Origin of the sequence: Spiroplasma turonicum, assembly GCF_001262715.1 — a bacterium.
Classification (GTDB): Bacteria; Bacillota_I; Bacilli_A; order Mycoplasmatales; family Mycoplasmataceae; genus Spiroplasma_A; species Spiroplasma_A turonicum.
This window is the reverse complement of sequence record NZ_CP012328.1, coordinates 1,049,990-1,064,793: the sequence shown is the minus strand read 5'-3', so window position 1 is coordinate 1,064,793 and position 14,804 is coordinate 1,049,990. Positions and strand designations below refer to the sequence as shown.

Sequence of the window (14,804 nt, the reverse complement as noted above, 5' to 3'; positions counted from 1 at the left end):
GGAGTAAAAATGATATTAGCAGAATTATCTAAATCAACTTCGTATATTTTATTATCAGCTGGAATTGCAGGATTAATTGTAGGAATATTAGCAACTTTGTTTTTTATTAAATTTTATAAAATTAAAAAGCTACAAAAAAAATCTTTTGATATAACTCCGGGTAATTATAAGATATTTAGATTTTGACAATATTATGGGATTATTATTTTAGCTTTAACTGGCTATATTATGTTTTTAGTGTTAGTTCCAATTGCAATTGAAAAACTTATATAAGGAATAAGTTCCAAAATAATTTTAATACTTAAAAAATTTTAAAGTTTTAAGGTATAATTATTTTGGAACTTTTTTGTTCGTAGAAAGGTATATATATGGCTGAAGCAAAAGTTAGTATCGCAAAAAGCGAAAAAAAAGTTAAAGTAAATAAAACTAACTCTAGTGGTCCAAATGCATGGAGTAAATTTCTTACACTTCTTCAAGAACTAGGTAAGACATTACAATTTCCAATAGCTGTTTTACCATTTGCAGCAATTCTTAATCGTTTTGGTGCTCTTGGTATGGAGTTAGCAGATGAACACAGCTGAGGTTGATGAATTTCACTTATAATTCAAAAACCCGGTTCTATACCGTTTGATAATTTACCATTATTATTCGCTATAGGTTGTGCATTCGGATTAGCAAAAGATCATCGTGGAGAAGTTGCCTTAGTTGCTGTAATATTTTATTTAGCAATAGCTGCATTGACAGCAGAAGGTACTTTACCAGAAATGATTTATAGTGGCGTGAACAGATTTGGTGTTACATCAAAAGATGCAACTGGAGCAGAAACAACAACTTGATTTTCAAGTTTATTCTATGTTCCTACTTATGGTGCAGATGAAAGCACTAAGGACACAATAGTTGGCGCTCAATATGTTTTAAATATAGGAGTTTTAGGAGGAATAGTAGCTGGTTGTCTATCTGCTTATTTTTATAACAGATTAAAAGATATTAAATTACCAACTGCCTTGTCATTCTTTGGAGGTAGAAGGTTTGTACCTATGGTTGCAATTGCAGCTTCAATTCCAGTTGGTCTACTATTTGCTATTGTTTGACCTTGAATACAATTTGTTTTAATGAAGTTTGGTAATGCTGTTGCAAACCCTACAAACCCTGCTGTTGCAATACCAGGTACTATGGTTTATGGTATTTTAAATAGATTGTTATTACCATTTGGATTACACCAAATATTAAATACATTCTTTTGATTCCAAATGCCTCTTACAGGTGATATAGTAAGCCCTTCAACAGGAAACGTTACTGCAACTGGAGCAATTGTTAATGGTGATATAAATGCATTTGCAAAAGGATTATCAACATCTGGATTATTCCAATCTGGATTCTTCCCTATAATGATGGGAGGTCTTCCATTGGCTGCTATAGCAATGATAATGGCAGCGCGTAAAGAAAAACGTAAAGAAGTAGCTGGATTCCTTGGTGGTGTTGCGGGAGTATCATTCTTGTCAGGAATAACTGAACCAATAGAATTCTCATTTGTGTTTATTGCACCTGTTTTATTAGGTATACATGCAATTCTTACAGGTATTTTTGTCGGAATAACAACTGCAATGAGTATTCAAGTAGGATTTGGATTTAGTGCTGGATTTATTGATTATGCAATATCATTTGCTCAATCATGAGGTTTAGCTAAATATCATGATAATTTATGATTATCAAACCCATTATGAATATTAGTTTTATCAGCGGCAGCTGGAGCGGTTTATTTCTTTGTATTCTTATTTGTAATTAAGTTTATGAAGTTACAAACCCCAGGACGCGAATTATTAGATGAAAATGCAATTAATAATTCAACAAAACAAGATAATACAAAATCTAAAGTTTCTGGAGATAAATATGCTCAAAAAGCAAGTATTATTTTAGATGCTATAGGATCAGATAATTTTGTTTCAATCGACAATTGTGCAACAAGATTAAGATTAATACTTAAAGATAACTCAAAAATTGATGATGCAAAAATTAAATCTTCCGGAGCATTTGGTCTAAAAAGATTAGGTTCTGAGGGTCTACAAATAGTAATAGGTCCTGATGTGGAACATGTTGCTAATGCACTTAAAAATCAATTAAGTCTAGTAAAAAAATAAAATATAGTAAAATTAAAATGGTTCTCATTTTAATTTTTTTTGGAGGTATAATATGGCATTCACATTTGATGAAGATATAGATTATATTTTTACATTCTGCAAAATTTGTTGGGATTATAAAAAGTTTTTATTTGATAATCCAATTAGTTTTGAAACTCAATCTAGTTCTGTTGGTATCTGTGTGAATTGTAATAAACAACAAAATATTAATTTATATGAAGTAAAGGATTATTATTTAAATCTAAATAATAATAACAATTAATGAATTTACCATATTGAGTTATTTTAATTTTGTTGTTAATTGCAATAGTTTTATATTTTATTATACCTTGAAAAAAAATTAGAGATGCTAAATCAAAAAAAAGTAAAAAAGTAAATGAACCAAAAGAGCTGAATGAAAGTAATACTGATAAAAATGAAAACATTGAAGTAACTAATGAACAAAAACCAATTATGGGGATCTTTAATGGCTTTGGCAACAAACAAGCATTAAGGAACAAAGTTTTAGTATATGTTAAAGAAGAAAAAAGCTCATGTGATTTATGTATTCCATTTGAAGGAAAAGTTATTTCTTTAGAAAAGTTTGATACTGATTACATTACTATGTCTGAGGCAATATCAAAAGGATATCATCATATAGGTTGTAAACATATTGATATAAATTATTATCCAAACAAAACATTAATCCCTGAAAGTAAGTATAAAAAATTTGATAAACAAAAACATCACAATAAAGTATTGGAATTATTTAAATTGGAGCAAGAAATAAGAAACTTAAAATATAGAATTGAAAACGAGCAAAGTACAGATACTTTAAAAGATGAACTAAAATTAAAAATAAAAAAATTGAAAGATTTTTGTAAAGCAAATTCTATTAAACACGACAGCTCAAGATTAAATCCGTACCTACCAGATAACATAAAATTTTCATCAGATAACTTATTTTAAAAAAAACTATCTATTAAACTATAAAATCCTACTTTTATGTAGCTATCAAATATTTATTTTAATACACTCTATTAAAATAAATATTTTTTTTATGATTTAATAAGAGCCTAAAAAGTATTTATATAAAATAATTAAATAAAAAGGTAGCCAAGTAGATAAGTATAAAATTATAGATAATAAATTACCATACAACTTTAGGAAGATAAAGTTTATGTAAAATTAGAATCTTATTTTTCTCGTAATATGTTTTTATTTAGATAACATGCTTAATATTGAGATATTGATAAGAAAACATATTCCTTCATTTTATAAATAAAAAAATAATTAACACTATTTCAGTTTTAATAGACTAGATAAATTCAATAATTTAAAAGTAAATATATTTAAAAATATATTCTCCAAGAATTTTTAGACTGGATTAATAAAGTTAATGCAAACGCATTGGTTTAAATTTTAAATATATAAATAGATTATTATATTAAAAAAAGAGTAGACTCAATCAATTAATCTTATGCCTTTTAAATACTTAATAGTTTTATAATGTATAATAATTAATATAAAACTATAATGTATTGAAAGGGAATTTATGGATTTATTTAATAAATTTAAATTTTACATTGGAAACACTTTAACGTAATCTTTTTAATATAAATAGAAGAAGGAGATACCATAAAATGTTAGATATAAAATATATAGAAGAAAATGTTGACGCAGTTAAAAAAAACCTTAAACGTAGAAATACAAGTTTCGATGATGAAATTGATAAAATTATTTCATTAAATAAAATTAGAAAAGAGTTACAAAAAAAAGTAGATGATTATAGATTCGAAAAAAATAAACTAACTGATGAGTTTTCTAAATCAGACTCTAAAACAAAAGAGACATTGAAACTAAAAGTAAAAGAAATTAACACAGTTTTAGAAAATGATGAGTCATTATTAAAAAATACTAAAAAAGAACTAGACTATATTTTATCATTTCTACCAAACATGATCGATGCATCAGTTCCAAGTGGAAAAGACGACTCTGAAAACCCAGAATTATTTAAATGAGACCCAGAACATTATAAAGAAAATAATTTAAACCACTGAGAAATAGCAGAAAAACTTAATCTAATTGATTTTAAACTAGGTGCAAAATTATCTGGCTCAAGATTTGTTGTTTATAAAGGTTTGGGTTCTAAACTACTAAGAGCTATAGGAAATATATTGCTTGATTTTCACGAAAAAAATGGATTTATGGAGTTGTCTGTCCCTGTTGTGGTAAATGAAAATATTATGTTTGGAACAGGTCAATTGCCAAAGTTTGAAGATGATGCATTTAAAACAGGAGAACAATATTTAATTCCGACAGGTGAAGTGCCATTAACAAACATATATAATAATGAGATTATTGACAAAAGTTTATTACCTTTGTATTTGACTACTAATAGCTTATGTTTTAGAAAAGAAGCAGGTAGTGCAGGTAAGGATACAAAAGGTATAATCAGAATGCACCAATTTAACAAAGTAGAAATGGTTAAACTAGTTGAACCCGATACATCATTCAAAGAACTTGAAAATATGGTTAATAATGCTTCAGATATTTTAAAACTATTTAATTTACGTCATAGAGTCGTTACTTTATGTTCTGGAGATATTGGTTTTGGATCTGCTAAAACTTATGATTTAGAAGTTTGATTTCCTGGTCAAAATAAATACCGAGAAATTTCATCATGTTCAAATTGTTTAGATTTTCAAGCAAGAAGAATGAATACAAGATATAAAGATGGTGACGTAATTAATTATTTACATACTCTTAATGGTTCGGGATTAGCAATTGATAGACTTTTTGCGGCCATTTTAGAAAATTATTTTGAAGATGGAAAATTAAAATTACCAGACGTACTTAAACCATATTTTAATAATAGAGAATATTTATAAAGGAGAATATATGAAAATAAATATTGATTCTAAAATTATCGAAGTAAATGAACCAACTACAATCTTAGATATTTTTAATAAAAATAATATAGACTCAAATAAATTTATTGCAAAACTAGGAGATGAGCTATTACCATTTGAGGCAAAATTAAAGAAAGATTGCTCATTAAGTTTGATAGAAATAGATGAAAACATTATTAAATCATCTAATAACTATTTGGCAAAACTGATATTAGAAGCGAGTGTATTAAAATGTTTTGCTGGTACTGAAGTTTCAATCCCAAAAAAAGATATTAACAAAGAAGAAGCATCAGTTGTTTTTTATTCAAAAGAAAGAATAAAAAAAGAAGAGTTAACTACAACAAAAGATCAATTTAAACAATTAATTAAAGAAGGCATCAATTTTGAATTAAACTACAACCAAAATCTTAACAACTATTATAAAAATGAATTATTAAATAGTAGATTAGATTTTAATTTAGTTGACTATCCATTTGTTTTTATAAATGATTCAAATCTAATTGTAAGATATCCTATTTTTAAAGAATCTTTTAATATTAGAGAAATAGAAATAATTAACTTTTCAGGAGAGTATTATAATAATGATGCATCAGAAACAATGCTTCAAAAAATAAGTTTTGTTGTAGCAAATGATAAAAAACAATTATCAAAAATAATTAAAAGTATAGAAGACAAAAGATTAAGAGACCACAGATACATAAACGAAAACTTAGAAATATTTAATATTGACCCTGTTATAGGTTTAGGGTTACCATTTTGATTACCCAATGGAGCAATTTTAAAACAAGAAATAAAAAAATATCTAAAAGAAAAAGAGTTCGAATATAGATTTATTCAAATTGAATCTCCAGTACTAGGTTCAAAACTTTTATATGAAAAATCAGGTCATTGAAACCATTATCGAGAAAATATGTTTACTCCAATTGAACTTCCAGATAATGAAACATTAGTTTTAAGACCAATGAATTGTCCTCATCACGTCTCAGTATATAAATCAAAAATTAGAAGTTATAGAGATTTACCATTAAGATTTGCAGAACATGCGATCCAACATAGATATGAATTTTCAGGTTCATTAACTGGTCTTGAAAGAGTTAGGGCAATGGAATTAACTGACTCACATATATTTGTAACACCAAGTCAGTTAAAAGATGAATTTATAAATTGTTATAAGTTAATAGTCGAAGTTTTACAACAGTTTAATATCAAAATTAAATACTTGTCTTTATCTATGAGAGATCCTAATGATAAAGAAAATTATTATAATAATGATGAAATGTGAAATAATGCTGAAAAACAACTAGAAGGTATGTTGAATGAACTTAACCTTAAGTATGAAAAAATGGTTGGTGAAGCAGCGTTTTATGGCCCTAAATTAGATATTCAAGTTGAAACAGCATTAGGTCATGAAATAACTGTCTCTACAATTCAGCTTGACTTCTTACTTCCAGAAAGATTTGATCTAGAATTTATTAATAGTGAAGGTAATCCAGAAAAACCAATAATGATACATAGAGGTTTAATTGGTACTTATGAAAGATTTGTAGCAATTTTATTAGAACAAACAATGGGAGTATTGCCCCTATGATGTAGTCCAGTTCAAGTGTCTATAATACCAGTTTCAGAAAAGTATAATGATTTTGCAAGACAAGTAGAGTCAAAATTACATGATAAAAAAATTAGATGTTTTATAAGTGATAGAGATGATAGATTAAATAATAAAATACGTAATGCAATCACTAAAAAAACACCATACATAATTGTATTGGGACAAAAAGAACTTGAAAATAATTTAGTTACTTATAGAACTTATGGAAATGAAGAACAAATTCAAATTAGTATTGATGAATTTGTTTCAAAAATATCTAAAGAGTATGAAAATAGAGAATAGTGTTTTAAATAAAAAAGCAGTTAAAGAAGCAGTTGGAAACTTACTTAATAATAGCATTGTAATTTTACCGACTGATACAATTTACGGTCTTAGTTCAGTTGTTAGTCTAGAAAATGCAAGAAAAATTAATAATATTAAAAAAAGCAATATTGACAAAAAGCTAATAATATTAATTTCAAAGTTAAGGCATTTAACTTATATGGATATAAAAATTGATAAAAAAATTAAAAATATTCTAATGAATTCAAAAGAACCAACAACTATTTTATTAAAAAATAAAAATAACGAGGTGTTTGGAATTAGAAAACCAAAACGAAAAGATATTTTAAAGGTAATTAATAAAACAGGACCTTTATTTTCTACAAGTGTTAATTATAGTGGTGATATTTTTAAAAGTACTAAAAAAGATTTATCAGACTTTGCTAAAGAAAATCAAATTAAGTGTTTTTTTTGAGTAGGTACATTAAATAATAAAGCTTCAAAACTTTTAGATAGCGATTTAAACATTATAAGAAATTAAACCTAATTAAGTTAGGTTTTTTATTTGAAAATAATTTAAAAAACAAAAAATTATTTCTATTTTTTGAATTAATTATAAATATATTGTTTAAATATATTAGTGCTATAAAATAAGTATGAATGTTTACCATTCAAATGAAAGGGGGTATTTTATGATAGATATGTCAAGATTAACAAAAGAAGTCATAGAAGAAAAATACCAAAAGATTAAACCTTATATTAATAAAACACCAATAATTAAAGCTACAAAGTTAAGTCAATTAACAGATAATGAAGTTTATATAAAACTTGAAAACTTGCAAAAAGCTGGTTCTTTTAAAATTAGAGGAGCCTTATCAAAAATGATAGAAATGGATAAAAACCAACTTTCCAAAGGAGTTGTCGCTGCAAGTGCAGGTAATCACTCCCAAGGAGTTAGTTATGCATCAAATTTGCTTAATTGTCCAGCAACAATAGTTATGCCAGTAACTGCACCACTAGCAAAAATAAATGCAACTAAAAACTATGGTGTAGAAGTTATCTTGCACGGTAATTTTTTTGATGATGCACAAGTTAAGGCAACACAAATTGTTAAAGAAACTGGTAAAACCTTAGTTCATGCATTCAATGATTTAGATGTTGTTTTAGGTCAAGGAACAATTGGTGTTGAGATAATGGAAGAAGTTAAAGATGCAGATTATGTTTTAGTTCCAGTTGGAGGCGGAGGAATCTTATCTGGAATATCTACATATATAAAACAAGTAAACCCAAATTGCAAGCTTATTGGTGTTGAAAGTGTAAATGTCCCTTCATATTATGAAGCCCGAAAAAATAATAAGCCATTTCAAGTAAAAGGAAAATTATCAATTGCTGATGGAATTGCTGTAAAAGAAACAGGTGACATTACGTTTGAGATTTTAAATAAATATGTAGATGATGTTGTATTGGTTTCTGAAGAAGAAATAGCAAGAACAATATTATTTTTATTTGAAAATTGTAAAATTGTTGCTGAGGGAGCAGGTGCTGTTACATCTGCTGCGGTTTTATTTAATAAATTAAATGTAAAAAACAAGAAAATAGTATGTGTATTAACTGGAGGAAATATTGATGTAACAACTTTTATGAATATTACAAATAGAGCATTAATTGCTGAGAATAGAAGAATTGTTATGAGAGTTAATGCACCAATATCTAAAGATCATTTGTCAAATATTACTAATGTTTTTACTAAAAACCATGTACAGATTCATAAAATCTCAGATTCTCAATTTGATAATAATTTAGAAATTAACAGAGAGATAATAAAATTAGTTATAGATATTAATCATAAGGATGAATTAAAAAATGTAATTAAAGAACTTGAAGATTTGGGTTATGATGTTATTGAAAAAAATTTTTTGGAGGAAATATATAAATAATGAAAATTATAAATTCAAATAGTGCTCCTAAAGCGTTAGGACCTTATTCTCAAGCTATTAAAACAGATAATGGCTTCTTATTTTTATCAGGACAATTGGGTATGGACCCAAATACTTCAGAGTTAAAAAATAATATTGAAGAACAAACTAAACAATCATTATTAAACATAGAGAATGTGCTTAATGAGGCTGGTTATTCTAAAAATAATGTTGTTAAAACAACTATATTATTATCTGATATGGATAATTTTAGTATTGTAAATGAAATTTATGGCAACTTTTTTGGTGAACATAAACCAGCAAGATCTACATTTGCAGTAAAAACTTTACCAAAAAACGGTTTAATAGAAATTGAGGTAACTGCATTTAAGTAGTAAGTTATACGTATATTTAAGTTTTACAAAAATAAAAGGTGCATAAATTATAAATGCACCCTTTATTTTTGTAAAATGTTATTTTAAAAATTTATTTCATTAAAATTTATTTAGTTAATATATTTTTAAATTGATGACAATTACTTTCTATCAAATTTTTTAATCAAATAAGCATTTTATCACTATGAAAACCATCCATAGATTTTTACAAAATATCCTCTTTTCCATTTTTATCTTCTTTAATATAAAATTGAATAAATAATTAAACTTGAAATTACTTAAAAAATTTATAATATTTAGTTCTTTTTTTGTAATATATGTAAGTTTGTAAAATTTATTTTAACAACAAACTGACTAAACCTATTCAAAAATTATTGAAATTTTCTAATGTATTCTTAAAATGTAAAAAACTACTCTTTGTATCATTAATCTAGTGATTCTGTTAGAGTATTATATTATAACTTTTTAAACAATTTTTATAATTATATAATTAAATTATAAATTATTAGTAAATATCCTATTTACTTTCCAATACTTCAATTATATGCTAAATCTAAATAACTATCATACTTTTTATTATAATAAGGAAACTCTTCTTCTTTTTCAAATAATTCATAATAACCTTTAAAATCTTCTTCATCCAGTGTTCTAATACTATAATATTCATTATACTTTTTTGATTCTAGTTTTAAATTTTGTAATTTATTATCTAGCTTATACATTTCATATCCATAACAAATTAATCGAGTAAAAGTGAAAATATTTCTTTTTTGTCAATTATCATTATTATAATAATAATCATAACTAGACCCATTTTCCATGCCGTCTTTTATTGCATCTTTTTTAAATTCTTCTTTATAATCTAATTCTTTCTCTAAATAATATTCTGCCTGAGATTTTAATTCTTCCATTGTTTTTGGGTGATCATATATAATTTCAAATCAATCCTTTTCATTACTACAGCTAATTGCATTAAAGGAAAATGATGTTATTAAAATAAATGATGAAATTGTTAAAAGTAATTTTTTCATTGTAACCTCCGTAGTATTTTTTCCAATTTTTATAATATTTACAATAATAATTACGTTTTTATTATATTATAAAAACTTTAATAATGTAGTATGGAAATAAATTATATAATTAAATTATTAATTAAATGATAATTCATTATGCTATAAAACAACATTTAAACAATATTTAAATAACGTCTGATTTTTAATAATTCGTTTATTTGATATAAAATATATGACAAAAGTTTAAACCCAAACTAATAAAATGCTTAATAAAATATTCAAAAAAATTTCTTTAGGAATATTTTTTAATTTATTTTTTATTCTTTTTTCAATAAATTAAATTCAATTTTCCTTCAATATAAAATTTTTTTGGTCTTAAAATTAATAATATTTAATAAAAAAAGAAAAATACAAGATCATTTATTAAATCTTGTATTATGGGATAAGATAACCTATTATTAAAAACTTATTTTATAAAAATAATTAAGTTACTTCTCAATACTTCAATTATATGCCATTTCTAAATAATTGAAGTATTTTTTATTAGGATAAGGAAATTCATTTTCTTTTTGATAAGATTCATAATAACCTTTAAAACTTTCTTCATCCACTGTTCGAATAGAATAAGCTTCATTGTACTTTTTTGATTCTAAAGTTAAATATTGTAAATTATTATCTAGCTTATACATTTCATATCCATAACACCATGCTCTAGTAAAAGTGAAAATAGTTCTTTTTTGTCAATTATCATTATTATAAACATAATCATAACTAGACCCATTTTCCATACCGTCTTTTATTGCATCTTTTTTAAATTCTTCTCTATAATCTAATTCTTTCTCTAAATAATATTCAGCTTGAGATTTTAATTCTTCCATTGTTTTTGGGTGATCATATATAATTTCAAATCAATCCTTTTCATTACTACAACTAATTGCATTAAAAGAAAAAGATGTTATTAAAGTAAATGATGAAATTGTTAAAAGTAATTTTTTCATTGTAACCTCCGTAGTATTTTTTCCATTTTTTATAATATTTACAATAATAATTACGTTTTTATTATATTATAAAAACTTTATAATTACTAAGAAAATAAAATTATAAATTTATATTATTTAATAGATTTATATTTCATTAGGTAAAGAGTAGTCTCTAAATAATATTTGAATAAAATACAATATATAAACAGCTTGATTTTACAAAATAAAAATTAAGGTAAGTAGAATAATTAAAATTAATATAATTTATAATTAAAATAGTTGTTTAATATTTGTTTTGTTTAATGTATTTTTTATTATGTCACAACTTTTAAAAAATTTTTATATTTACATATTACAATATATATAAATATTATTTAATAAATTATGCTATTTTTTTCAATTCATTTATATGGTAAATCTATATAAATATAATATTACTTACATTTTTTCTTTTAAAAATTTAAGTTTATGACTTATTGTATATCTTATAATTATCCTGTTCATAACAAATTAATTACTTAAAAGGAGAATTGTTATTTTAAAATATCATTATTATAAAAAAATTTGTTCATTAAATCTATTTTCCGTGCCATTCTTTTTTAAACTATTTTCTATAAGTTAATTACTTTTCCAAATAATCCCTTGTTGAAGATCTTAGTATTTTTACTTTTTTTGAATTTTAATATATAATTCCACAATATTCATTTTTATTGTCACAACTAAATGGATAAAGAAAACAAATTTAATGTTAAAAAGACTCTTTCATTGTAAAAAAAACCGGTATTTTCTCCAAAATTTTTAATATTTATAAAAATTATTTTATTTTTATTATATTATAAAAGTAGGAGGAAGTTATGAAAAAAATAAAAAATGCATATTCTGTCTTAGTTGATAAATTATTATCTACTAAAAGTGATAAAAGCAAAAAAATTAAAAAAATTATATTATTTTCAATAATGTCAACGATTCTTTTATTAAGTATATTAACAACTCTTTTATTGACAATAAAATCAAATACAAATTATTATGATGTTTATAAATTTAATAATATTATATTTAAGAACGAAACTGAAGTTAAAAATTATGCTTATAATAATTCAATAATAGAAAATTATAACTATAAAACAAAAAGCTATATTTTAGATAATAAAATATATCAAAATACATCTAAATTAAATAATGAGATATTAAAAAAATTTAATATAAATAAAAAGAATACATTAAGAAACCCTTCAAATTACACTATAAATTCAGAGGGTGAATTATCAAGTAGTGTTGTAACTAGTGAAAATGAATTACAAAAAAATGTTTATAGAGGTAAAAATGGCAGTGCTTATTTAGCTAAAGAAGAAGCGCTTAATACTTATGAAAATAGTTATAACATTAGCTATAAAGTAGATGGTAAAGAGTTTGATAACTTGTTTTCAGCACAAAGTTATTATAAAGGAACAATAGAAGAAGAATTAAAAAATAGCACAAATGCAAAAAAAGATTGCTACTTACAAGACAATTTATGTACGACTAAAGATGATATTAAATCATGGTTAAGAGATTATATAAAATCAGGGTTTGAATATAATGGAAATGAATTCAGTTATTACAATCTTTCTGAATACAATTTAGCAACAACAAAAATTGATGACAATTTAATAAATAAAAATATTAAATCAATTGCAAATGCAAACAAAAGCGCATATTGAATTACTCAGCCAAAAACTGACATTTATGGCTTTTATACAGGGCCAAAGTATGTAGAAACTAGTGAAAATCTTGCATCATTAAAATTTGAAAAAAATGAATCGTATGATGTAAATGCCTTTCTAACACCACTTAGTCTGGTTGCGGGAATAGAAATGTTTAATTTAATATATAAATTTATTTTTAATAATGAAAAAGATAAAGATTATAATTTACAAAAGTATCTTAATTATTTAAATGTAGAATTTAAAATAGATACAGAAAAGTTTGATAAGGTAGTTAGTTTATTTAATGATCCAATAATTGATGATTTCTCAGTAGGTTTAGATAATATTGAAAACAATGATCTATCTCAGTTCCATAAGTTTTTGATATCATTAAAAAGATTATTAAACAGAAATAAAGTTTTTCCTATTGAATCCTATAATAATTTAGAACTTGAGAAAATAATAAAGGAATTAGTTGTAAATGTTTTAAAAACCAAACCTGATGTAGTTGAAACTTTATTTAAAGACATAGATGGTGGCATCGACTCATTATTAGATGAAGATATATCATTTGATTATATATACAGTCTTTTTATAAACACACAAACATTTTATACACATAATACAATATCCAATAAGATATTTAAATTATCCAAAAATATTTTGGGTATTATAGATAGTATAATGGATGGTATTAGTGGTATAAGTGATTTATTAGGGAGTATAAATGAGTTAAAAACAAATAAAGAAAAAAATAATGATAAATTATCTAAAATAAATAGTCAAAACGAGTTTAAGGCAGCGTCTTTATTACAGGATAATTTAGGTTTTGTTTTAAAATCTTTTGGTGAAAAGAGTGATAATTTAAACACTAAAAGCCATGTCCAAGGAAGGGTGGCACCTCTTTTAGTTTTAGAATTAATAAGCAAAGTATGAAATTTAGGTAAAATATTTAGTTTTGTATCTTTAAATACCTATGAAGCTAAGATTGATAGTTATCAATCTTTATTCTACAATACAATAGTTTATAAAATGCCAATATTTGGTTTTGAATTTAATTCTCCCAAATTTAATAATCAAATAATAAAATTATTCAATGCTCCCTTAGACTATATGAAATCTAATGATGACCAAGAAACAACAAAAGTATGAGAGTACAAAGGTAAATATTATATTGATAAGAATAATGCAATTGAAGATTTAAAAAGAGATATGTACAAAAATCCAGAATATTATGTTGAAACTAGAAAACTTTTAACATCGGGTATTGATAATTCATTTTATTATTTAAACTTAAAACCGGTTTGTCAAACTAATAATGTCGATGATAGTTGTATATCAAGAAGTAAATATGACATAAAAGTTTCTGAAAGTAGAGAATTATTTATTGAAGATTTATTTAATAAATTTTATGAAAAAAACAAAAAACAATATTATTTAGATGGTTTTGGAGATTACTTTGAAACAAGAGAAGCTGCTTTAAATAGTTTGGATAAAAAAGTAAATAACGAATCAAATTATAATAAATTATATTATTACAATACCGAAAATGGCAAAAAAATTTATTCAAACTCATTAGAAAGTATTAAGGGTTTAATAAAACAAAATGAATTGGTTGATAATAAACTTGTTATTTCATCTGACTTATTTACAACTATGATATATGATGAGCTAAAAGAAATAGATAACTTCAAATATGATATTTATGAATTAAAATTTTACGGTAAGTTTTTATATTTTTTAACATATCTACAAGCATGGAAATATTTAAAAAATCATTTACAAGTGGAAGAAATTCAAAACGATAATTCAACTCATGTTTACACATTTGAAGATGAACAATTTATCAATGAGTTGGATTTTAACAATTGAATTAAGGATTCAACAGAAGTTTTAAGAATGTGAAATTAAACAGA

At 24.0% G+C, this 14,804-nt stretch carries 12 protein-coding genes; 10 read left to right on the top strand and 2 right to left on the bottom strand.

Going from position 1 to position 14,804, the window contains the following annotated elements:
- Positions 1-9 precede the first annotated feature (9 nt).
- The 9 genes from STURON_RS04730 (at position 10) to STURON_RS04690 (ending at position 9,210) form a co-directional block, all read left to right on the top strand.
- Positions 10-273, top strand: a complete 264-nt coding sequence (locus STURON_RS04730; RefSeq protein WP_075048725.1) for a hypothetical protein — start codon at positions 10-12, stop codon at positions 271-273.
- 95 nt (positions 274-368) lie between these two features.
- Entirely contained in the window at positions 369-2,138 is a 1,770-nt protein-coding gene (locus tag STURON_RS04725) for a PTS transporter subunit EIIC (RefSeq protein ID WP_075048724.1), read from the top strand.
- 52 nt (positions 2,139-2,190) lie between these two features.
- Positions 2,191-2,400: a hypothetical protein gene (locus tag STURON_RS04720; protein WP_075048723.1), complete on the top strand. Its 210-nt coding sequence runs from the start codon at positions 2,191-2,193 to the stop codon at positions 2,398-2,400.
- Positions 2,400-3,086, top strand: coding sequence for a hypothetical protein (locus STURON_RS04715; RefSeq protein ID WP_075048722.1), 687 nt, complete (start codon positions 2,400-2,402; stop codon positions 3,084-3,086). The genes STURON_RS04720 and STURON_RS04715 overlap by 1 nt, the downstream gene beginning before the upstream one ends.
- Positions 3,087-3,760: 674 nt before the next feature.
- Positions 3,761-5,008, top strand: a complete 1,248-nt coding sequence (gene serS, locus STURON_RS04710) for a serine--tRNA ligase (RefSeq protein ID WP_075048721.1) — start codon at positions 3,761-3,763, stop codon at positions 5,006-5,008.
- Between the two features lie 10 nt (positions 5,009-5,018).
- On the top strand, positions 5,019-6,920 hold the full coding sequence (gene thrS, locus STURON_RS04705) for a threonine--tRNA ligase (protein ID WP_075048720.1): 1,902 nt from the start codon (positions 5,019-5,021) through the stop codon (positions 6,918-6,920).
- Entirely contained in the window at positions 6,904-7,440 is a 537-nt protein-coding gene (locus STURON_RS04700) for a Sua5/YciO/YrdC/YwlC family protein (RefSeq protein ID WP_075048719.1), read from the top strand. The genes thrS and STURON_RS04700 overlap by 17 nt, the downstream gene beginning before the upstream one ends.
- A 151-nt stretch (positions 7,441-7,591) precedes the next feature.
- Positions 7,592-8,836: a threonine ammonia-lyase gene (gene ilvA, locus STURON_RS04695; RefSeq protein ID WP_158500525.1), complete on the top strand. Its 1,245-nt coding sequence runs from the start codon at positions 7,592-7,594 to the stop codon at positions 8,834-8,836.
- Complete coding sequence (locus STURON_RS04690; RefSeq protein ID WP_075048718.1) at positions 8,836-9,210, top strand: RidA family protein; 375 nt, start codon at positions 8,836-8,838, stop codon at positions 9,208-9,210. The genes ilvA and STURON_RS04690 overlap by 1 nt, the downstream gene beginning before the upstream one ends.
- Positions 9,211-9,731: 521 nt before the next feature.
- On the opposite strand, the gene STURON_RS04685 is transcribed toward STURON_RS04690, so the two are convergent.
- Both STURON_RS04685 and STURON_RS04680 read right to left on the bottom strand, forming a co-directional pair.
- The gene (locus STURON_RS04685; protein ID WP_075048717.1) at positions 9,732-10,241 is read right to left on the bottom strand and encodes a hypothetical protein; all 510 of its coding nucleotides are present in this window, start codon (positions 10,239-10,241) and stop codon (positions 9,732-9,734) included.
- Between the two features lie 470 nt (positions 10,242-10,711).
- A complete protein-coding gene (locus tag STURON_RS04680; protein WP_075048716.1) occupies positions 10,712-11,221 on the bottom strand; it encodes a hypothetical protein in 510 nt (169 codons plus the stop codon).
- An 836-nt stretch (positions 11,222-12,057) separates the two neighbouring features.
- Between STURON_RS04680 and STURON_RS04675 the strand changes: the two genes are divergently transcribed.
- The gene (locus STURON_RS04675) at positions 12,058-14,799 is read left to right on the top strand and encodes a hypothetical protein (RefSeq protein ID WP_075048715.1); all 2,742 of its coding nucleotides are present in this window, start codon (positions 12,058-12,060) and stop codon (positions 14,797-14,799) included.
- Positions 14,800-14,804 lie beyond the last annotated feature (5 nt).